The organism is Streptomyces sp. 5K101 (assembly GCF_046506645.1).
Taxonomy (GTDB): domain Bacteria; phylum Actinomycetota; class Actinomycetes; order Streptomycetales; family Streptomycetaceae; genus Streptomyces.
In genome coordinates this window covers 252806-273291 of the sequence record NZ_JBKFFO010000003.1, presented here as the reverse complement: position 1 = coordinate 273291, position 20486 = coordinate 252806, and the positions used below count along the sequence as shown (strand labels likewise).

General features: G+C 72.8%; 16 protein-coding genes. 6 read left to right on the top strand and 10 right to left on the bottom strand.

Annotated elements, in window-relative coordinates:
* Nucleotides 1-2 precede the first annotated feature (2 nt).
* Nucleotides 3-863, top strand: a complete 861-nt coding sequence (locus ACLB9X_RS06900; protein ID WP_410359347.1) for a phosphotransferase enzyme family protein — start codon at nt 3-5, stop codon at nt 861-863.
* Nucleotides 864-1061: 198 nt separating this feature from the next.
* Here ACLB9X_RS06900 and ACLB9X_RS06895 read toward each other — a convergent pair whose 3' ends face one another.
* From ACLB9X_RS06895 to ACLB9X_RS06880, 4 genes are all read right to left on the bottom strand, one after another.
* The gene (locus tag ACLB9X_RS06895; protein WP_410359346.1) at nt 1062-1787 is read right to left on the bottom strand and encodes a 3'-5' exonuclease; all 726 of its coding nucleotides are present in this window, start codon (nt 1785-1787) and stop codon (nt 1062-1064) included.
* Nucleotides 1788-1885: 98 nt separating this feature from the next.
* The gene (locus tag ACLB9X_RS06890) at nt 1886-3121 is read right to left on the bottom strand and encodes an SAV2148 family HEPN domain-containing protein (protein WP_410359345.1); all 1236 of its coding nucleotides are present in this window, start codon (nt 3119-3121) and stop codon (nt 1886-1888) included.
* A 99-nt stretch (nt 3122-3220) separates the two neighbouring features.
* Nucleotides 3221-4537: a copper amine oxidase gene (locus tag ACLB9X_RS06885; RefSeq protein WP_410359344.1), complete on the bottom strand. Its 1317-nt coding sequence runs from the start codon at nt 4535-4537 to the stop codon at nt 3221-3223.
* 97 nt (nt 4538-4634) lie between these two features.
* Entirely contained in the window at nt 4635-5411 is a 777-nt protein-coding gene (locus tag ACLB9X_RS06880) for a Tat pathway signal sequence domain protein (protein WP_410359343.1), read from the bottom strand.
* A gap of 189 nt (nt 5412-5600) precedes the next feature.
* Between ACLB9X_RS06880 and glgX the strand changes: the two genes are divergently transcribed.
* On the top strand, nt 5601-7721 hold the full coding sequence (gene glgX / locus ACLB9X_RS06875; protein WP_410359342.1) for a glycogen debranching protein GlgX: 2121 nt from the start codon (nt 5601-5603) through the stop codon (nt 7719-7721).
* 118 nt (nt 7722-7839) lie between these two features.
* Nucleotides 7840-10266 carry a malto-oligosyltrehalose synthase gene (gene treY / locus ACLB9X_RS06870; protein ID WP_410359341.1) on the top strand — a complete coding sequence of 809 codons (2427 nt, stop codon included), beginning with the start codon at nt 7840-7842 and terminating at the stop codon, nt 10264-10266.
* A 462-nt stretch (nt 10267-10728) separates the two neighbouring features.
* Here treY and ACLB9X_RS06865 read toward each other — a convergent pair whose 3' ends face one another.
* Nucleotides 10729-11277, bottom strand: coding sequence for an FHA domain-containing protein (locus ACLB9X_RS06865; protein ID WP_410359340.1), 549 nt, complete (start codon nt 11275-11277; stop codon nt 10729-10731).
* Between the two features lie 334 nt (nt 11278-11611).
* Between ACLB9X_RS06865 and ACLB9X_RS06860 the strand changes: the two genes are divergently transcribed.
* Complete coding sequence (locus ACLB9X_RS06860) at nt 11612-12508, top strand: GNAT family N-acetyltransferase (RefSeq protein ID WP_410359339.1); 897 nt, start codon at nt 11612-11614, stop codon at nt 12506-12508.
* Nucleotides 12509-12586: 78 nt separating this feature from the next.
* On the opposite strand, the gene ACLB9X_RS06855 is transcribed toward ACLB9X_RS06860, so the two are convergent.
* On the bottom strand, nt 12587-13951 hold the full coding sequence (locus ACLB9X_RS06855; RefSeq protein ID WP_410359338.1) for a GH1 family beta-glucosidase: 1365 nt from the start codon (nt 13949-13951) through the stop codon (nt 12587-12589).
* A 114-nt stretch (nt 13952-14065) separates the two neighbouring features.
* Here ACLB9X_RS06855 and treZ point away from each other — a divergent pair, with 114 nt between their 5' ends.
* On the top strand, nt 14066-15811 hold the full coding sequence (treZ, locus tag ACLB9X_RS06850; protein WP_410359590.1) for a malto-oligosyltrehalose trehalohydrolase: 1746 nt from the start codon (nt 14066-14068) through the stop codon (nt 15809-15811).
* A gap of 13 nt (nt 15812-15824) precedes the next feature.
* On the opposite strand, the gene ACLB9X_RS06845 is transcribed toward treZ, so the two are convergent.
* The 3 genes from ACLB9X_RS06845 to ACLB9X_RS06835 form a co-directional block, all read right to left on the bottom strand.
* A complete protein-coding gene (locus ACLB9X_RS06845) occupies nt 15825-16946 on the bottom strand; it encodes a M24 family metallopeptidase (RefSeq protein WP_410359337.1) in 1122 nt (373 codons plus the stop codon).
* 108 nt (nt 16947-17054) lie between these two features.
* Nucleotides 17055-18026 (bottom strand): hypothetical protein, encoded by a 972-nt coding sequence (locus ACLB9X_RS06840; protein ID WP_410359336.1) that lies wholly within the window; start codon nt 18024-18026, stop codon nt 17055-17057.
* Nucleotides 18027-18163: 137 nt separating this feature from the next.
* A complete protein-coding gene (locus tag ACLB9X_RS06835) occupies nt 18164-18784 on the bottom strand; it encodes a nucleoside/nucleotide kinase family protein (RefSeq protein WP_410359335.1) in 621 nt (206 codons plus the stop codon).
* Nucleotides 18785-18828: 44 nt separating this feature from the next.
* On the opposite strand from ACLB9X_RS06835, the gene ACLB9X_RS06830 reads away from it, so the two are divergent.
* Complete coding sequence (locus ACLB9X_RS06830; RefSeq protein ID WP_410359334.1) at nt 18829-19218, top strand: VOC family protein; 390 nt, start codon at nt 18829-18831, stop codon at nt 19216-19218.
* 97 nt (nt 19219-19315) lie between these two features.
* On the opposite strand, the gene ACLB9X_RS06825 is transcribed toward ACLB9X_RS06830, so the two are convergent.
* The gene (locus ACLB9X_RS06825; protein ID WP_410359333.1) at nt 19316-20485 is read right to left on the bottom strand and encodes a lactonase family protein; all 1170 of its coding nucleotides are present in this window, start codon (nt 20483-20485) and stop codon (nt 19316-19318) included.
* Nucleotide 20486: the final 1 nt, after the last annotated feature.

Genomic DNA, 20486 nt, shown 5'->3' with positions numbered 1-20486 from the left:
CGATGGACGAGACACGGGCACGCGACGTACTGGCGGCGGCCGGGCTTGCGGTCGCCGCCCGCGACGCCGCGCTGCTGGCGCTCGGCGAGAACGCGGTCTTCGCGGCGGGCGACATCGTCGTCAAGGTCGGCCGCGACGCCGAACTGCTGCCGCGCGCCGAGCGGGAGCTGGCAGTGGCGGCCTGGCTGGCCGACGCGGGCGTCCCCGCGGTGCGCGCCGCGGAGCCGGAGGCCCGGCTCGTGGACGGCCATCCGGTGACGCTCTGGCACCGGCTGGCCGATGCAGTGCGCGCGGCGGAACCGGCCGATCTCGCACACCTGCTGGTCCGTGTCCATGCCCTCGGTTCTCCTTCCTTCGCGCTGCCCCGCCGCGATCTGCTGGACGGGGTCGAACGGTGGCTGCGGCTGGCCGGCGACGCGATCGACGCCGCCGACGCCGCGTATCTGCGCGAGCGCCGCGACGGCTTCGCCGAGGCGGCGGCGGCGCTGACGCCGCATCTGCCGCCCGGCCCGATCCACGGCGACGCCCTGCCCCGCAACGTCCATGTGGGCCCGGAGGGCCCGGTGCTGGTCGACCTGGAGACCGTCTCCTGCGACCTGCGCGAGCACGACCTCGTGGTCATGGCGCTGTCCCGCGACCGCTACGGCCTCGACCCGGCGGCCTACGACGCGTTCACCGCCGCCTACGGCTGGGACGTGCGCGAGTGGGACGGCTGCGCGGTGTTGCGCGGCGCGCGCGAGACGGCGAGCTGCGCGTGGGTGGCCCAGCACGCCCCGACGAACCCCAAGGCGCTCGCCGAGTTCCGCCGCCGTGTGGCCTCACTGCGCGACGACGCCCCTGAGGTGCGCTGGTACCCCTTCTGACCCGCGCGGTCCCGCCGGCCTCTGCCGCCGTGACGCCGGGGCGAGCTCCGCCCCCTTGCCGACCGCCCGTTCCTCCCGAGCGCACACCCCTACGGGGTCACCCTGCGGACCATGGCGCCCCAACACCCCCACGGCCCCGCCCCCCCGGGTCGGGCCCGAGCGCCGCTCCCCTCCCGTCCCCGACGGCTTCGCGGTGGATCAGGCACCCGTCGCCGGGGCGAGGGCGCGCAGGGGCCAGGAGGTGTCGATCACGGCCTCCGGGCCGCCCTTGCGGCGCAGGAAGCTCTGGAAGTCCGCCGCCCATTGCGCGTACCAGCTCACCTGGCGCTCGTGCAGCAGGCCGGGGTCGAGGCGCGCCACCGACGGGTGGCGCTCGGCTATCGCCCGGGCGACGAGGACCGCCGCGAGCGCGTCCGCGTCCGCGCGGTGGGCGCGGTCGAGGACGACGCCGTACTCGGCGCAGACCGCCTCCAGATTGCGCTTGCCCTTTCGGTAGCGGTCGACGGCGCGGTCGATCGTGTACGGGTCGATGACGGGGCCTATCGGGCGCCCCTCCAGTCGCTCGCTCAACGACGCGAGTCCGTGCCGGCGCAACTCCGCCGTGAGCAGCGTCAGGTCGAAGGCCGCGTTGTACGCGACGACCGGGACGCCACGCTGCCAGTACCCGGTCAGCACCTGGGCGACCTCCTCGGCCACCTCGCCGGCCGGCCTGCCCTCCGCCGCCGCGCGCTCGTTGCTGATGCCATGGATCGCCGATGCCTGCTCCGGGATCCTTATCCCCGGGTCGGCCATCCAGCCGCGGCGCAGCACCGGCTCCCCCGCGTGCAGTTCGACGACGGCGGCCGTCACGATGCGGGCGTCGAGCGGATCGGTGCCGGTGGTCTCCAGATCGAAGCCGGCCAGTGGCCCCCCAAGCCAGGACATGATGCCCCCTCCTCCATGGTGCGATGGTGCTTCCCCCGTTGGATCCCCACCTTCGCACGCACCACTGACAACGCCGCCGGGGACCGTCGTCCGGCAGGTCAGGACACGGGTCGTGAGTCGGTCCACACCGACTCGAACTCCTCGCGGTAGGTCTGGAAGAGTCCGCTCTCGCCGTCCTGCCCCGAGCGGACCACCGAGCGCCTGTCGCCCCGCAGGACCAGGACGGGGGCCTCCATGCCGCGGGCGCGGCGCAGGTAGGACTGGACGACGGCGAGGCCGTCGGGGCCGTCGCCGTCCACGAGGTAGGCGGTGAAGCGGGGGGTCTCGTCGAAGACCTGGATCTCGAAGGCACCCGGGTCCCGCAGCCGGGAGCGCACCCGGCGCATGTGGAGGATGTTCATCTCCACGGTGCGGCTCAATTCACCCTTCTTGATGCCGAGTTCCCGTTCGCGCCGTTTGACCGCGCTGCTCGCCGGGTTGAGGAAGAGGAGCCGGATCCGGCAGCCGGACTCGGCCAGCCGCACGAGGCGGCGGCCGGAGAAGTTCTGTACGAGAAGGTTCAGGCCTATGCCGATCGCATCGAGGCGGCGCGCCCCGCCGAAGAGGTCCTCGGCGGGCAGCTGGCGCTGGAGCCTGACCCGGTCGGGGTGGACCGATACGACGTCCGCGTACCGGTCGCCGACCAGGTCCTCGACGGCGTCGACGGGGAGGCGGTCGGCGGAGGGGACTCCGGCGCCGCTGCCGAGTATCTCCAGCAGGCGCGCGGAGGCGCGCTCGGCCTGGGCGAGGACGGCCTCGTTGAGGGCCCGGTTGCGGGAAACGACGTTGCGCGCGACCTCCAGCTCGTCCAGGGCGAGTTCGACGTCGCGCCGGTCGTCGAAGTACGGCTCGAAACAGGGCCAGTGCTGCACCATCAGTTCGCGCAGCTGCGGCAGCGTGAGGAAGGACAGGACGTTGTCGTCCGCCGGGTCCAGCAGGTACCCCTTGCGGCGCGAGACCTCCCGCACGGCGACCGCCCGCTGCACCCACTCCTGGCCGGCGGGCCCCGCCGCCGCGACGACCCAGTCCTCCCCGTGCACGGGGTCGTAGATGGGCCGCAGCACGGCGGCGACCACCGCGCGCAGCCGCTGTTCCACCAGATTCAGCCAGATGTAGGCGCGGCCGGCCCGCTGAGCGCGCGTGCGCACCTCGCTCCAGGCCTCCGCGCCCCAGTCCAGCTCCGCCCCGATCTCCATGGGCCGCGCGAGCGAAACCGCTCCCGGCGGGACCTCGGCGGAGTCTCCCCCCTCGTGACCCGCGTCACCTGGGGGCAGCTCCAGCCCTCCCGAGCTCACCCGCGCACCGCCTTCTGCTTCCTGGAACGTCGTCTTCAACGATCAAGGAAGCCTACTCCGCGAGCGGGAGGCGGTGCAGCAGGATGAGCCGGTTGTTTCTCAACTCCCCTGACCGTGATGGCCGTTCTGGTCGGCGAGTTCGGCCGGAGTGAGCGGATTCATGGACGTCACGTCGCGTGCGGCGAGCTGGAAGCCCTGCCAGTGGACCGGCATGGGCTGCTGGTCCTCGTCCCGGGCGATGTGGTGGAACCCGATGTTGACCCAGGCGATCGGATTGGCGAGATTCTCACCATTGACCCATTTGTCCACACTCGTGGGAGCGTTCCTCCCGCAGTCGAGCACGTTGTCGCTCGCGAACTGCTCGCAGGCCCTGTTCTGGGTGAAGTAGATGTCGTGCTTGGTGAAGGGGCGGCCCTCGTGCTTACTGGACGCGCCGGGCACGATCTCGTACGAGCGGGCGTGGCCGTCCCTGTTCTTGCCGCGCGCGCTGACCACGCGCCACCAGCGCATGGTCCGGACGTCTCCGGCGAGCTCCTTGGTGACGGGGATCCGGGTCGTCTTCACGGTCGGGCTGCCGTCGCCCGTGGGGGCGGTGACCTTCGAGTCGTACTGCTCCACCCGGTTCGTGTTGCCGCCGTCCAGACCGAAGTCGAGTCGCCAGAACACGTTGTGGGCGTGGCTGGTGGCGTAGTCCCGGGCGCCCTTGCCGATGGGCCAGCCGCGCCCGTCGGCGGCGTTGTAGTCGTCGGGGGCCAGGCTGCCCGTCGCGCCGACGTTCGCGGAGATGGTGCCGTCGGAGGCGAACCGCCACTCGGTGATGTACTCGTACCAGGCGACCTTGTTGACCGTGTAGACCAGCAGGTCCTTGCCCTGGGCCTGCCAGACCTTCGATCCCTCGTCGGCTGCGAGCCGGTAGGCGTGGCCGCGGGAACGGGTGGTGGTGCACAGGCCGTTCACCGTCCCCATGTCCGGCACCCTGACCTTGGTGACCGTGCCGCCCGGGCACTCGCCGGGCGCCAGATTCTGCAGGCCCCAGCCGAAACCGGCACCGGTGAGGTCGTCGTACTCCGCGTTGCCGTCGTCGTACGGCACGTGTATCTGGGCGAGCTTGGCGCTGTTCAGCACCTGAATGGGACGTCGTTCGCCCTTGGGCTGGTAGGTGATCTTGTCGAGAATCAGGCCGTGGCCGGTGTCGTAGCGCCAGCACATCCGCCAGGTCGTGCCGCCGTCGAGCTTCTGCTCGATGCGGTAGGCGACGCTGCAGCCGGGGTGCGGCCTGGGGGCGGCCTGGGCGCCGCCCCCCGCGGCGGGTGCGGCGGACGCCGGGCCGGTGGCGGCGCCGACGCTGCCGAGCAGTGCGGCCGCCGCCAGCAGCGCGCCGCGCCTGCGGACACGGGCAAGTCTGTTCACGTGCATCTGGACGTACTCCCTCACCGGGACTCGCGGACAGCAGGAACGGGTGGCACAGGTGGTGCGGAAAGGCGCGCCGTCGGAATGGCGCCGCGGCGGACGGTCAGCCGACGCGTGCGACGGTGCGGGCGCTCAGGTCGACGATCAGGTCCCGGATCTCGATCCAGGGACCGTCCACGACCTTGGCGACGAGGCGGACGCAGCGGTGCTCGCCGCAGCGGGCGAGCTCGTCCGGCACGTTCTTCTCGCGGTATGTGCGGTAGACGTCGCCGTTGAACCAGAGCTGATCGGGTGAGGTGAGGGACCGGCCCGTCGCGTGCCGGTAGTCGGCCTTCAAATCCGAGCCGAGCGGGTCGGCCAGGATCAGCGCGATGGCCTCGCGCAGCTCGTCCGGGTGCGGCGAGGGCTGGACGCCCCGCTGCGTACCCGTTCGCTCGACCTTTCCGGTGTCGAGATTGACGGTCGACGTGACGAGTGCGTCGGCCCGGTAGTCGTAGAAGCTGACCTCGGCGCGACGCACGGCCGCGTCCGGACCGGAGGGCGGCGGTTCCGCGAGATTGGTCGCGAGGTGCTGCGGACCGCGGCCGCCTGCCGCGTTCTCGCCCCGCGACCGGGCTCCCGGCGTCAGCGCGATCCGTTCCGCGCGGCTCAGCTCGGCCGGTGTCAGCGGGTCCCTGCCGGTCCCGCGCTCCCCCTCGCGCGGCACGGCGACGGCAGGAGGCCGGGACTCGGCGGCCGAGCCGTTCCCGGCCTCGCCGCCCTCCTCCACCCCGGCCGCGGCGGCGCCCCGGGCCTGGCCGCCCGTCCCGTCCGCGTCGTCGGCACCCGCCGTGCCCGGCAGGGTGATGCCCACCATCAGGGCCGTCCCCGTTACCGCCATGGCGGTCCCCGCCAAGAGCTTCCCCAGGTGACGTCGCACCAATTGGCGCACTTGTCCCCCCTTTCCCCCAGGATCCCCATTGGTCACCCGGTAGGACGGTTCGAAGTCCTAGGAGGTTGCTCCACTTTGGGGGAGGATCTTCGCCAAGTAGTCCCCCGTACCCGCATCAGAAATGGAAGAGTCGAGTCTATGCAGGTCTGGCCGGGACAGGCGTACCCACTCGGCGCCACGTACGACGGCGCCGGCACCAATTTCGCGGTGCACTCAGAAGCCGCGCGACGCATCGAGCTGTGTCTGCTCCACGACGACGGTTCGGAGACCGCGGTCGAGCTGCGCGAGACCGACGCGTTCGTGCGGCACGCGTATCTGCCTGGGGTGATGCCCGGGCAGCGCTACGGCTTCCGGGTCCACGGCCCGTACGAGCCCGCGCGCGGGCAGCGCTGCAATTCCGCCAAGCTGCTGCTCGACCCGTACGCGCGGGCGATCAGCGGCTCCATCGACTGGAACGAATCGGTCTACGGCTACCACTTCGGCAGACCGGACTCCCGCAACGACCTCGACTCGGCACCGCACACGATGTCGTCGGTCGTGGTCAACCCGTACTTCGACTGGGGCAACGACCGCCCGCCGCGCACGGACTACCACCGCACCGTGATCTACGAGGCCCACGTGAAGGGCCTGACCATGCTCCACCCCGAGCTGCCCCCGGAGCTGCGCGGCACGTACGCGGGACTCGCGCACCCGGCCGTCATCTCGCACCTCACCGAACTGGGCGTGACGGCGCTCGAATTGATGCCCGTGCACCAGTTCGTGAACGACCACCGGCTGGTCGACGCGGGACTGAACAACTACTGGGGTTACAACACCATCGGCTTCTTCGCCCCGCACAACTCCTACGCCTCCTGGGGCGACCGCGGTGAGCAGGTGCTGGAGTTCAAGCAGGCCGTGCGGGCGCTGCACCAGGCCGGCATCGAGGTCATCCTGGACGTGGTCTACAACCACACCGCGGAGGGCAACCACCTGGGCCCGACGCTCTCCTTCCGCGGCCTGGACAACGCCTCCTACTACCGGCTGACGGAGGACCGCCGGTACTACATGGACACCACCGGCACCGGGAACTCCCTGCTGATGCGCAGTCCGCACGTGCTGCAGCTGATCATGGACTCGTTGCGGTACTGGGTGACGGAGATGCACGTCGACGGCTTCCGCTTCGACCTCGCGGCGACGCTCGCACGCCAGTTCCACGAGGTCGACCGGCTCTCCTCGTTCTTCGACCTGGTGCAGCAGGACCCGGTGGTCAGCCAGGTGAAGCTGATCGCGGAGCCCTGGGACGTCGGCGAGGGCGGCTACCAGGTGGGCAACTTCCCGCCCCTGTGGACCGAGTGGAACGGCAAGTACCGCGACTGCGTCCGGGACCTGTGGCGGGGCGAGCCGCGCACGCTGGCCGAGTTCGCGTCCCGGCTGACGGGCTCGTCGGACCTCTATCAGGACGACGGCCGCAGGCCACTGGCCTCCATCAACTTCACGACCTGCCACGACGGCTTCACCCTGCACGACCTCGTCTCCTACAACGGCAAGCACAACGAGGCCAACGGCGAGAACAACCGCGACGGCGAGAGCCACAACCGGTCCTGGAACTGCGGGGCCGAGGGCGACACGGACGACCCCGGCGTGCTGGAGCTGCGCGAGCGGCAGATGCGCAACTTCATCGCGACGCTGATGCTCTCCCAGGGCGTGCCGATGCTCAGCCACGGCGACGAGTTCGCCCGCACGCAGGGCGGCAACAACAACGCCTACTGCCAGGACAACGAGATCTCCTGGGTGCACTGGCCCGATCCGGGCGAGGACGAGGAGAGCTCGCTGCTGACCTTCACCAAGACGATGGTGTGGCTGCGGCGCGACCACCCCGTCTTCCGGCGACGCCGCTTCTTCCACGGCCGTCCGGTCGAGGGCACCCACGACGAGCTGACGGACATCGCCTGGTTCACGCCCAAGGGGGAGGAGATGGTCCAGCGCGATTGGCAGGCCGCACACGCCAAGGCGCTGTCCGTGTTCCTGAACGGGCACGCCATCTCCGAGCCGGGGCCGCGGGGCGAACGGATCTCCGACGACTCCTTCCTCCTGATGTTCAACGCGAGCGCGGACGAGCTGGAGTTCACCGTCCCCGTCAACCACGGCGAGGAGTGGCAGGTCGTCGTGGACACCGCACGGCGTGAGGGCGTTCCGCCCGGCAAGGGGCCGATGGTGGCGGCGGGCGAGGTGCTGCCGCTGGTGGGCCGCAGCCTGACCGTGCTGCGCCGGCCCGCGTAGCCGGAGCCGCCAAAGGCCCGCTCCCGCAGAAGTTCCCGGCCGGGCGGATGATCACTCGATCGACCGAACGGCCGGGACCGGCGACACAGAAGCGTTCACGGCGGGTACGTATGTTCGCATGACACCCACGGCCACCTACCGGCTCCAGCTGCAGCCGGACTTCCCGTTCGCGGCCGCCGAGGCGGCCGTTCCCTACCTCGCCGCCCTCGGCGTCTCCCACCTGCACCTGTCGCCGGTGCTGGAAGCGGTGCCCGGGTCCACGCATGGGTACGACGTCGTCGACCACAGCCGTGTCCGCGCAGAGCTCGGCGGCGAGGAGGGGCTGCGCCGCCTGTCCCGCACGGCCCGCGACCACGGCCTCGGCCTGGTCGTCGACATCGTGCCCAATCACATGGCCGCCGTCCCGCGCCACAACCGCGCGCTGTGGGAGGTGCTGCGCGAGGGCCCGCGGTCGCCGTTCGCCCGCTGGTTCGACATCGACTGGGCCGCCGGGGACGGCAAGGTGCTGCTGCCGGTGCTGCCCGGCCGCATCGGCGACGAGCTGGCGCGGTTCCGGGTCGAAGGGGAGGTGCTGCACCACGGCGAGCAGTGTTTCCCGCTGCGCGCGTCGACCGCGCACCTGCCGCTGCCCGAGCTGCTCGACGCCCAGTGGTACCGCCTCGCGTGGTGGCGCCTTGCCCGCACCGAGCTCAACTACCGGCGGTTCTTCACCGTCTCGGACCTCATCGGGGTGCGGGTGGAGAACCCCGAGGTCTTCGACGCGACCCACGCCAAGATCCTGGAGCTGGTGCGGGACGGCGTCGTCGACGGGCTGCGGGTGGACCATCCGGACGGGGTGGCCGACCCCGAGGGGTATCTGCGCAGACTCGACGAGGCGACCGGGGGCGCGTCGTGGATCGTCGTCGAGAAGATCCTCACCGGTGACGAGCGGCTGCCGGCCGGCTGGCCCGTCGCGGGCACGACGGGGTACGACGCGCTGCGCCGGGTCGACGGCCTGTTCACCGACCCGGCCGGCATGCGTCAACTGATCGGTTGCTACCGGGACTTCACCGACGTGGACGAGAGCCTCGGCGGACGGTGGGAGGCGACGGCGCGGCGCGCGGCCTACGAGGTGGTGACGCACGAGCTGGCGACCGAGACCGCAACGCTCGTCCGGCTCGCCGAGCGGATCTGCGCCGCGGACATACGGCTGCGCGACCACGCCCCGTGGGCGCTGCGTGCGGCAGTGCGTGAGCTGCTGGTCCGGGTGCCCGTCTACCGGCCCTACCGGGTCGACGCCGAGTCCGCGCTCCCCGAGGACGCGGCCCGGGCCGCGCGGGACACGTTCGCCGTGGCCGAGGAGGCGGCGGCGGTGGACGTGGTGCGGGACCTGGCGCTGGGCCGGCTCGGCGACGGGCCGGACCACGTCCGCTTCCGGGCGCGCTTCGCCCAGACGGCCTCGGCGCTGCGCGCCAAGTCGGTGGAGGACACCGCGTTCTACCGGTACGCGCCGCTGATCTCGGCGAACGAGGTGGGCGGCGATCCCGGCAGCCCCGCGGTGGAGCCCGCTGCCTTCCACACCTTCTGCGCCCGCCTGGCCCGCGACTGGGCGGCCACGGGCACGGTGCTGACCACGCACGACACCAAGCGCAGCGCGGACGTGCGGGCGCGGATCGCGGTGCTGTCCGAGTGCCCTGAGCGGTGGGCGCGTTTCCTGGAGCGGATCACGCAGGAGGCCGAGAGCCCGGCCGGGGGCGGCAGGGCCCCCGACGCCCAGCTCGCGTGGGTGGCCTGGCAGACGGCCGTCGGGTTCGGCATCCCGGACGCGGACCGGCTGGAGGCCGCACTGCTCAAGGCGGTGCGGGAGGCGGGGGTGCACACGAGCTGGACGGAGTCGGACCCGGCGTACGAGAAGGCGGTGTCGGCGTTCGTGGGCAGCGGACCGGCCGGTTCGCCGCAGCATTCGGTGGCCCGCTTCGTGCGGGAGCTGGCCCCGTACGTGCGGGCGAACGTGCTGGGGGCGGCGCTGCTGCATCTGACGATGCCGGGCGTGCCCGACGTGTACCAGGGCTCGGAGCGGGAGTTCCTGGCCCTGGTCGACCCGGACAACCGGGCTCCGGCCCGTTTCGGCCCTCCGCTGCCCGAGCCGCTGAGCGCCGGCTCGGCGGGCTCGGCGACGGATCCGGGGGGCGGCCTCAGCGCGGAGAAGGAGGCCCTGACGGCCACGGCGCTCAGACTCCGCCGGTCGCGTCCGGACCTGTTCGGCGCCCGTGCCGTGTACGAGGCGCTGACCGCCGTGGGCCCGGCGGCCGGGCACTGCGTCGCGTTCCGCCGGGGCGAGGAGGTGGTCACGGCCGTCACCCGGCTCTCGATGCGGTTGGAGGCCGAGGGTGGCTGGCGGGGCACGGCTCTGACGCTTCCGCCGGGCCGGTGGACCGATCTGCTGGACGGGGAGCGTGAGTTCGTCGGCGAGGTGCCCGTTCCGGTGGCCGACCTGTTCGCGGCGCACCCTGTGGCACTGCTCAGCCGCGCGGACGGACCAGCAGCGTCTGGGGAGACCGAGTGATCAGCTGCTCCCTTCAGGTGACCACCGGGCCGTCGCCACCGCAGTCCCCGTACGGCCACCCGGGCCAAGTCCCCGGCGGTACGCCGTCCTGGTGGGAGGCCGACAACACGGGCGGAAGCCCCGGCCGGTCGGCGTCGCCCGGCGACGGCAGGAGGCCCCGACCGGTCGGCACTCGAAGCCCCCGCCACCCCGGCAGGTTGGGTGGTCGGCCGGCGACGCGACGTGCCCCGCGACGGCGGGAAACCGCAGCCGCCTTGGCGGGGCTGCCACTCGGAAGCGCCAGCCGTCCCGGCCGGGCGGGCGACAACGCGAGGGCCCCCGAGCAGCTCGCCGCGCGACAACGCGGAAGCCCCCACCGCCCCGGCCGGGCGGCGACGCGACCGTGGCCGCAGGGGAAAGCGCCGGCAGCCCTGCCGCCCCGCGGGCGGCGCCGCGCGGCGTCCGCGCCGCTGGGGTGGCCGTTCAGCGGGCGGTGAGGCGGAAGCTCATGCTGCCGAAGCCCACCATGTCGCCGTCCTGGACGACGATCGCGCCGGTCACCCTGCGGCCGTTGACCGTGGTGCCGTTGGTGGAGCCGAGGTCGCGCAGGACCCACAGGGTGCCCTGGTGGCTCAGTTCGGCGTGCAGCCGGGAGACCGTGTCGTGGCTCAGCCGCAGTCCGTTGACCGGGTCGCGGCCTATGCGCAGGGGATACGGCCCCGGCTCGGGCAGCAGCAGCGGCGGCAGCTTCTCCGCCTGCCAGGCCCGGCGCAGCCGGACGGAGAACGCCGAGACCAGGCCGACCGCCCTGTAGATCCGGCGCGCCCACCTGTTCTCGTGGACCAGGTCGGCGGTGAGCGCGTCCAGCTCCTCCGAACGGCGGGCGGCCAGGACCAGTTCCATCCGGTGCACGAACGTCTCGTGCGACAGCTTGCCCTGGGCCGCACCCTCTCTGAGCACATCGAGGACACGCTCGCGCTCGGCGTCCGACAGCCGTGCGGGATACGTGTGGGACTCGTAGGAGGACGTCACATGGCAGATTGTCGGGCCGAAGGGCCCGGGGTGTCCAGAAGAGAAGGTGGTCTGCTGTTCGGCACGACCCCTCTGACCTGCACGGAAGATGGCGTTCCGGCCCCGGTGCGGACCAACTGAGCTGCGGCCGAGGCCATTTGGCACACCAGGACACCGGAAAAAGCGCGTGGACCTGGGCACGCGCGCCGTCTAGGATGATCACCGACGCTTGAGACGACGGAAGGAGGCGAGTGCCGTGCACCTCACACGATTCCCGCGCTCCCGCCCCGTCCGCCCGGCGTTCAGTGTCTGACCGGGAGCGCCTCACGCACCTCGTATCCCGGAGGACTTCCTCATGACCGATCTGGTCATCCGCGCGCTCGACGCGAGCGACGCCTACCTTTTCGACACCCTGCCCGACCCGCTCGGCGCGGCCGAGCGCCATGCCCGCACCGTTCACCGTCCCGACTGGAAGCGGATCGCCCTGCGCGACGGCAAGGTCGTGGCCCGAGGCGCCTGGTGGGGCGGCCCGGGTGACGAAACGCCGGTGAACATCAACTGGTTCGACATCGCCGACGGCGAAGAGGAGGCGGGTGCCGAACTGCTGCGCACCGCCCCCTTCCCGGTCGAGCTGGAGCTCGATCTGCCCGCCGGCCGGCGGGACGACCCGGTCGCGCGGGCGGCCGGCGAGGCCCGGGTCCGCGCCGCGCAGGCGGCCGGGTACGACCTGCTCGTCGAGCGGTTCATCTACCGCTGGACTCCCGAGTGCGGTCTGCCCGACCGGCCGGGCCGCCTGACCTTCCGTCCGGAGCCGGAGGACGCGGTGTTCTTCGAAGCGCTCAAGCGCATCCACTCCGTGACGCTGGACGGGCATGCGCTGCGGGCGATCACCGAGGGAGGTCTCGACCGGGCGGCACAGGAGGAGTTGGACTTCTTCCACTGGTGCCCCTCGCCGCGGGACTGGTGGCAGCTCGCCCACACACCCGAGGGCGAGCTCGCCGGCGTGCACATCCCGGCGCACAATCCGAGCGGCCCCTGCATCGGCTTCATCGGCGTCGTCCCCGAGCAGCGCGGCCGCGGCTACGCGTACGACCTGCTCGCCGAATGCACGCACTTCCTCGCCGAGCGGGGCGCGGAGTTCATCGCGGGCGCCACCGACCGGGGGAACGTCCCGATGGCGGCGCACTTCGCCAAGGCGGGCCATCCGGTGGTCATGGAGCGGCTCAGCTTCGTTCCCCCCGCGGGGAGCTGATCGCGGGCGGGGCGTCCGGGGTCAGCCCGGACGCCCCGCGCCGGCGCGGTGTCCGGGGTCAGGGCCGGACACCCCGCGTCAGCGCCCGCAGCGGCGCTTCTGATCGGCGATCGTGTCCCGGTACCAGGCGTACGACGCCTTGGGCGTGCGCCGCAGGGTCGCGTAGTCGACATGGACGAGCCCGAAGCGCTGGGAGGCTCCCTCGACCCACTCGATGTTGTCGGTGAGGGACCACGTGAAGTAACCGCGGACGTCCACCCCGGACGTCATCGCCTCGTGCAGGGACCGCAGATGGGCGTCGATGAAGGCGATACGGCGCCGGTCGTCGATGCCGTCGTACGAGCAGCCGTTCTCGGTGACGACGACCGGCGGCAGCCGGTCGCCGTAGCGGTCCTGTAGCGAGACGAGCAGCTCACGCAGTCCGTCGGGGACGACGGGCCAGCCGAAGTCGGTTCGCTCGTCGGTGGCGATCTCCCGCAGCTCGAAGGGAAGTTCCGCCGGCATGCCGACGCCGGCGAAACCGTCGAGAGCGTCCGGGGCGGGGGCGCCGACGAGCATCGGGTGGTAGTAGTTCACGCCGTAGAAGTTCAGCGGCTGCGCGATCACGGCGAGGTCGTCGGCGACGGGCCCGGGCATCAGGCCGGCGAAGCCGTCAGGGTAGGCACCGGTGAGCAGCGGGTCGGCGAACAGCCGGTTGGTGACCGTGTCGTACAGCTCGGCGGCGAACCGGTCCTCGTCGCTCTCGCCGGCCGTCCACACGGGCGAGTGGGAGACGGCGAGGCCGATGTCGTCGGCGCCCGCCGCCCGCAGGGCCTGGACGGCGAGGCCGTGGGCGAGCAGTTGGTGATGGGCGGCGGGCAGGGCGTCGAAGAGGAGCTGCCGGCCGGGGGCGTGCTCGCCGAGTGCGTAGCCGAGGAGGGTGACCTCGGCCGGTTCGTTGACGGTCATCCACAGCGGTACGCGGTCGGTGAGGCGTGCCGCGACGGCCGCGGCGTACTCGGCGAAGCGTTCGGCGGTGTCGCGGCGCAGCCAGCCGCCCGCCTCGTCGAGCGGGAGCGGCGTGTCCCAGTGGTAGAGCGTCGGTGCGGGGGTGATGCCGTGGGCGCACAGTTCGTCGACGAGCCGGTCGTAGAAGTCGAGGCCGCGGGCGTTGACCGGGCCGCTGCCGCCGGGGACGACGCGGGGCCAGGAGACCGAGAAGCGGAACGCGTCGGCGCCGAGGCCGGCGAGCAGGGCGACGTCCTCGCGGTAACGGTCGTGGAAGCCCGTGCCGCGGGCGGCGTCGGCGCCGTCCTTGATCCGTCCGGCGGCCGCGAAGGCGTCCCAGCCGGAGGGGCCTTTGCCGTCGGCGTCGGCGGCTCCCTCGGTCTGGAAGGCGGACGCGGCGGCTCCCCAGAGGAAGCCGGGCGGGAACGCGGGCAGCGGCTCCGTCGGCATCGGCATGGCCAGTGACCTTAATGGCCCAAGCACCCCGCCTGAAGACCCCCTTCTTGTCAGGATGGACGGGACATACGGGATCGACGGGACCGGCATCGACGACGAGGGGATTCGCCAGTGCTGTTGTTCGAGGTGTGGGCACCGCGGGCCGAGGAGGGGGTCACGCTGTGGCTCGGGGGCGCCGAGCGCCCGATGGAGCGCGACCAGGGCCGGGCGGGCTGGTGGATCGCCGAGGCCGAGGCGGGCGACGGCGACCGGTACGGCTTCGCGCTGGACGGGGGCCCGCTGCGGCCGGACCCGCGCTCGCGCCGGCAGCCGGACGGGCCGGACGCCCCGAGCGCGGTCGTCGACCACGACGCGTACGCATGGCGCCACGAGTGGGCCGGCCGGGGCCTCAAGGGCGCGGTCCTGTACGAGTTGCACATCGGCACCTTCACCCGCGAGGGCACCCTCGACGCGGCGGCGGCGCACCTCGGCGAACTGGCCGATCTGGGCGTCACGCACGTCGAGCTGATGCCGCTGTGCCCGTTCCCCGGCGTGCACGGCTGGGGCTACGACGGCGTGGACCTGTGGGCGGTGCACGAGCCGTACGGGGGACCCGAGGCGTTGAAACGTTTTGTCGACACGGCGCACGGGCTGGGTCTGGGTGTCGTGCTCGACGTCGTCCACAACCACCTGGGGCCGTCGGGCAACCATCTGCCCGCCTTCGGCCCGTACTTCACCGACACCCACCACACGCCCTGGGGCTCGGCGGTCAACCTGGACGCCCCGGGCTCGGACGAGGTGCGCGCCTTCCTGCTCGGCAGCGCGCTGGCCTGGCTGCGGGACTACCGAATCGACGGGCTGCGGCTCGACGCGGTGCACGCGCTGGCCGACACCCGAGCGCTGTCCTTCCTGGAGGAGCTGTCGGCCGCCGTCGACACCCTGGCCGCCGACCTCGGCCGCCCGCTGTTCCTGATCGCCGAGTCCGACCGGTGCGACCCGCGCACCACGACCCCGCGCGCCGAGGGCGGCCTCGGGCTGCACGCCCAGTGGAACGACGACTTCCACCACGCTCTGCACACCGCGCTGACCGGCGAGTCCCAGGGCTACTACGCCGACTTCGCGCGCGCCCCGATGGCCGCGCTCGCCAAGACGCTGACCCAGGTCTTCTTCCATGACGGCACGTTCTCGACCTTCCGCGGCCGGACCCACGGCAGGCCCGTCGACGTCACCACCACGCCCGGCCACCGCTTCCTCGGCTACGCGCAGACCCACGACCAGATCGGGAACAGGGCGCTCGGGGACCGGCTCTCGGCGAGCCTGTCCCCCGGGCTGCTGGCCTGCGCCGCCGCGCTGGTGCTGACGTCCCCGTTCACGCCGATGCTGTTCATGGGCGAGGAGTGGGGCGCGGGCACCCCCTGGATGTACTTCACCGACCACACGGACCCCGAGCTGGCCGAGGCCGTACGGGCGGGCAGGCGCCGGGAGTTCGCGGAACACGGCTGGGCGGAGGAGGACGTGCCGGACCCGCAGTCACCGGCCACCCGGGAGCGCTCGTGCCTGGACCGCTCGGAGCGCGCACGCGAACCGCACGCGGCCCTGCTCGTCTGGCACCGGGAGCTGCTCGCCCTGCGCCGTACGCTGCCGGACCTGACGGACCCGGACCTCGCGTCGGTGAAGGTCGCGTACGACGAGCAGGGGCGCTGGCTGGCATACCGGCGCGGCGATCTGCGGGTCGCGGTGAACCTCGGCCGGCAGACCGCCGAGATCCCGCTGGGCGGGGCCGGACGCGTCGCCGCCGCCTGGGGCAGGGCCGAGGTCCCGGGCAGTGACGGCGTGCTGCGTCTGGGACCGGAGAGCTGCGTGGTGCTCGCCGGTTCCTGAGCCGTGCGGCGCGCTACTCGACGATCGCCATCTCGCGCGAGGTGTTGTTGAAGCGGCGGACCCCGTCATCGGTGACGGTGACGATGTCCTCGATGCGGACACCGAACCGGCCGGGCAGGTAGATGCCGGGCTCCACGGAGAAGCACATGCCGGGGACGAGCGGCTGCTCCTCGCCCTCGATCATGTACGGCGGCTCGTGGGTGGTGACGCCGATACCGTGGCCGGTGCGGTGGATGAACAGGTCCCCGTACCCGGCCTCCTCGATGATCTCCCGGGCGGCCCGGTCGACCTCCTGGCAGGCGGCGCCGGGCCGCACGGCGTCGACCCCGGCCTGCTGCGCCTCGCGCACGACGTCGTGGACGTGCTGTTCGGCGACGGTCGGCTCGCCGACGTGGACGGTGCGCGTGGTGTCGGAGCCGTAGCCGTGCCTGAGACCGCCGAAGTCGAGCACGACCATGTCGCCGTGGACGATCGTGCGGTCGCCCGCCTCATGGTGCGGGTTGGCTCCGTTGGGCCCGGAGCCGACGACGGTGAAGTCGACCTGCGAGTGCCCGAACCGCAGCAGCAGCGCGGCCAGATCGGCGGCCACGTCGGTCTCCCTGCGGCCCGCGAACGGCACCTTGAGGATCTCGCCGTACGCCTGGTCGGCCGCCGCGCCCGCCGCTTCGATGCGCGCCAGTTCGTGGGCGTCCTTCACCGCGCGGAGCATGGGCAGCGCCCCGGTCAGCGAGACGTAGGAGGTGCCGGGCAGCTCCCGCTGGAGGCCGAGCAGGTGCATGGCCCACGTGTTGTCGCTGACGGCGAAGCGGCCCGACACGTCCAGGAGCGGGGCGACGGCGGCGTACGGGTCCTTGCCGTCGGTCCAGTCCCGCACGGTCAGCGCGGACGCGCCGGGCGCCGCCTCGGCGTCGGGCGCCTCCAGGGTGGGGACCACCAGGACCGGGTCCTGACCGGCGGTGAGGACGAGGACGGTGAGCCGCTCGGTGCCCACGGGCCGGTAGCCGGTCAGGTGGACGAGATCGGGCCCGGGCGCGACCAGCACCCCGTCGAGCCCGGCGTTGGCCGCGGATTCGGCGGCACGGGTCATCCGGGCGCGGTAGTCGTCGGCGGTGAACGGGGTCGGCGTGCTGGTCATGGGGCCTCCTGCCCGGCCTGCGGTCGTCTCCTCGGACCGTCCTGCCCGCCATCCTCCTTCGGCGCACCGACGGGCGCCAGTGTGGCCCGGGCCGGTCCCCGGACGGGGTCAGCCGTCGTCGCCGGTCGGGCCGCTCTCCTCGGCGACGAGGCGTTCCAGCAGCGCGCGGAACTCCTCGCCGACCGTGATCCGCAGCCCCTCCCCGTCCTCGTCGCGGTCGCTGAGCTGCGTCAGGGTCCCGGCGCGCCACCAGTAGACGTACGGGCTGATGGCGCCGGGGGTGTCCTCGTAGCCGGTGGCCGCGAAGGCCGCCATGCCGTTCAGCGCGGGGATCATGCCGGTGTCGTGGATGGCGTGGAAGGCGAGCTGATGGCGGAACGGCATCGCCACGAGCGCGCCGTCGGCCGTCAGCTCCTCGCCGGTGACCTGGCGGACGACGGACTCCAGTGCCAGGACGCGGCTCGCGGTGTAGAAGGAGTCCCCGAGCACGACCTCGAAGCGCATGCCCTCGTCGTCGGCGACGGTCTCGTGGGCCTCGACGGGCAGGCCACGCAGGTTGTAGAGCGCCTGGTCGCGCAGGTAGGGCAGGTCCCCGAGCGGTTCGAGGGCCTCGTCGGTAAGCATCATGACGCTCTCGGGGAGGTCGAGGGCGAGGATCTCGAAGAGCCCGGGGGCGAGGGGGCGGGCGTAGGCGAAGTTCTTGGGGTCGAGCCCGTCGGCCCCGACGACGCGGGGGTAGAGCTGGGCGCGGATCTGTTCCCTGGGCAGCGTCTCCAGGGCGGACGGCGCCTCCATGGTGCGCAGGACCATGCCGACGTGCTGGTGGACCAGTTCGGGCCAGGCGCGCGGCCCGCGTTCGTCGTTGTGGCAGACGGCGGCGAGGTTGCCGAGGCCGAACTGGCGGCCGGCGCTGTCGGACACCATGTCGGTGTAGACGGTCACTTCGAGGCCCTGTTCGGCGAACGCCTCGCGCACGAGGCCGCGGAAGCGCGCGCCTTCACCGGTGGAGAAGAAGGCGAACTCGGGGTCGCGGGGCGCATCACGTCCGTCACGCTTCGGCCCTCGCCGGAACAACCCCACGCCGACCGCCCTTCGTGCTCGTCACCACGTGTCCTTGTTCGAGCCTACAGATCACGGGTGAACGGCGGGGTGGCCAGGTACGGGGGCCGGGCGGGCACGCGGGCAGGCCCGGGAGCCGGCGAGTACGGGGCGTGCCGTCAGTGCACCGCGACCACGAGGTCGGCCCGCTCGCGTCCCCGGCCGATCAGCCGGGCGTTCACCTCGTCGGACTCGCGGACCCACCGCTCGGCGTACGGCCGCTCCTTGCCGAAGCGCACATGCCGGTCGACGAGCCTGCGCACGCGGGTCGGCTCGTCGAGTTCCAGGAACCAGATCTCGTCGATCAGGGGGCGTACGCGGGCCCAGGGCCCGTGGTCGTGCAGGAGGTAGTTGCCCTCGGTGACGACGAGGGGGACCTCGGGCCCGACCGGGATGCTGCCCGCGACCGGCTCCTCGATCGCGCGGTCGAAGGCGGGCGCGTAGACGGTGGTGTCGGGCTCGGGTGCGCGCAGACGGGCGAGCAGCGCGGCGTATCCGGCGGCGTCGAAGGTCTCGGGCGCGCCCTTGCGGTGGGCGAGGCCGAGGCAGCGCAGTTCGCTCTGGGCGAGGTGGAAGCCGTCCATGGGGACGAGCACGGCGAGGCCGTCCAGTGCGGCGACGAGGTGCTCGGCGAGGGTGGACTTGCCGGCGCCGGGGGCCCCAGCGAGTCCCAGCAGGCGGCGCCGCCCGGGGACGGCGAGGGCCCGGGCGCGGTCCAGGAGGTGCGGCGGAACGCTCATGGCGTGCATTGTGGCACCCCTGGTGATACGTATAACGTTCTCCCATGCCCGCTATCGCCCTGGTCTCCCTCGTCGTGCGCGACTACGACGAGGCCATCGCCTTCTACACCGGCGCCCTCGGCTTCGACCTCGTCGAGGACACCGACCGCGGGGACTCCTCGCGCTGGGTGGTGGTCCGCCCGCCCGGCGCCCCGGACGGCACGGGCCTGCTGCTGGCGCGCGCCAAGAACGACGCCGAGCGCGCGAGCGTGGGCGCGCAGACGGGCGGCCGGGTCGGCTTCTTCCTGCACACCGACGACTTCGCCCGCGACCACGCCCGGATGACGGCGGCGGGCGTGCGCTTCCTGGAGGAGCCGCGGCACGAGCCCTACGGCACGGTGGCGATCTTCGAGGACCTGTACGGCAACAAGTGGGACCTGCTGGAGCCCCAGTAGGCTTCGGCCGCACGTCCGAGCCGGACCATGTGCGGCGCAACTCCCCCGAGTTGTGCGCCTACCGGACGAAGGCGCGCGCGAGCCGCTGCGCGACGTTCTAGAGCGGCAGCGCGCACGCCGCCGCCGGGAACCTGAACGCCTCGCCCGCCGGGCGGAGTTCGCCCGTTCGCGCGTCCACGTGGAGCACGGTGACCGTGCCGGAGCGCTGGTTCGCCGCGAAGAGGAGGCCGCCGGACGGCGACAGGGCGATCTGGCGGGGGAAGTCGCCGCCGACCGGCACCGTGTCCAGCAGCCTGAGCCGGGCTCCGCCGGCCTCGACGGCGTACCGGGTGAGCGTGTTGGGGCCGCGGTTGGCGTGGTAGGCGTACATGCCGTTCAGCGTGACCACGAGCTGTGCCGGATAGCTAGTGCCGGGGCCGGTGCCGGTGGACTGCGGCTCACCGGGCCGCAGCGTGCCGGTCGCCGGGTCGTAGGCACAGACGGTCACCGTGTTGTCCAGCTCGTTCGCGAGGTACGCGTGGCGGCCGGAGGGGTGGAAGGTCAGGTGGCGCGGCCCCGACCCGGGGCGCACGGTCGCGCGGGACACCTCCGTCAGCGTGCCCGCCCGGGTGTCGAGGCGGTAGGTGTACACGGTGTCGTTGCCGAGGTCGACGGCGAGGACGTGGCCGCGGTCGGGGCTGGTGACGATCTGGTGGGCGTGCGGCGATGTCCCGGTGTGCCGGACGAGGTCCGTGCGCTCACCGAGCGCGCCGGAGTCCTCGATGGGGTGGACGGCGAGGCTGCCGGACCCGTAGTTGGCGCTGAGCAGCCAGCGCCCGGTGGGATGCACGGACAGATGGGCGGGCGCGGCCCCGCCCGTGGACCGGCTGCCGAGCACCTGGTGCCTGCCGCCGCCGGCGATCCGCACGGCGGTCACGGCCCCGTCCTCTCGCTCGTTCACGGCGTACAGGGTGCGCCCGGAGGGGTGCACGGCCAGGTACGAGGGGTCCCCGACGCCCTCGACGACGCCCGCCCCCGTGATGCGCCCCGTCGTCTCGTCGTATGCGGCGACGCCGATCCCCCTCCCGCCCCCGTCGACGGAGGTGTACGTCCCGAGGTACAGCGGCCGGATCCGGCGGGCGCGGGACGTGGGCGTCACCGCCGCCTGGGACCGCGCCCGTGAGCCGGGGTCCTCGGCGGCCCCGCACGCGGGCAGCACGGCCGCGGCGGCGACGGCCGACAGCCCTTGGAGGAAACGACGACGGTCTGTTTCTCCCACGTTGCCCATG

Excerpts from the sequence above, each read along its gene's own strand:
- ACLB9X_RS06900 (WP_410359347.1), top strand. The coding sequence starts at position 3 with ATGGACGAGACACGGGCACGCGACGTACTGGCGGCGGCCGGGCTTGCG.
- ACLB9X_RS06895 (WP_410359346.1), bottom strand. The coding sequence starts at position 1,787 with ATGTCCTGGCTTGGGGGGCCACTGGCCGGCTTCGATCTGGAGACCACC.
- ACLB9X_RS06885 (WP_410359344.1), bottom strand. The coding sequence starts at position 4,537 with ATGCACGTGAACAGACTTGCCCGTGTCCGCAGGCGCGGCGCGCTGCTG.
- ACLB9X_RS06880 (WP_410359343.1), bottom strand. The coding sequence starts at position 5,411 with ATGGCGGTAACGGGGACGGCCCTGATGGTGGGCATCACCCTGCCGGGC.
- glgX (WP_410359342.1), top strand. The coding sequence starts at position 5,601 with ATGCAGGTCTGGCCGGGACAGGCGTACCCACTCGGCGCCACGTACGAC.
- treY (WP_410359341.1), top strand. The coding sequence starts at position 7,840 with ATGACACCCACGGCCACCTACCGGCTCCAGCTGCAGCCGGACTTCCCG.
- ACLB9X_RS06860 (WP_410359339.1), top strand. The coding sequence starts at position 11,612 with ATGACCGATCTGGTCATCCGCGCGCTCGACGCGAGCGACGCCTACCTT.
- ACLB9X_RS06855 (WP_410359338.1), bottom strand. The coding sequence starts at position 13,951 with ATGCCGATGCCGACGGAGCCGCTGCCCGCGTTCCCGCCCGGCTTCCTC.
- ACLB9X_RS06845 (WP_410359337.1), bottom strand. The coding sequence starts at position 16,946 with ATGACCAGCACGCCGACCCCGTTCACCGCCGACGACTACCGCGCCCGG.
- ACLB9X_RS06835 (WP_410359335.1), bottom strand. The coding sequence starts at position 18,784 with ATGAGCGTTCCGCCGCACCTCCTGGACCGCGCCCGGGCCCTCGCCGTC.
- ACLB9X_RS06830 (WP_410359334.1), top strand. The coding sequence starts at position 18,829 with ATGCCCGCTATCGCCCTGGTCTCCCTCGTCGTGCGCGACTACGACGAG.
- ACLB9X_RS06825 (WP_410359333.1), bottom strand. The coding sequence starts at position 20,485 with ATGGGCAACGTGGGAGAAACAGACCGTCGTCGTTTCCTCCAAGGGCTG.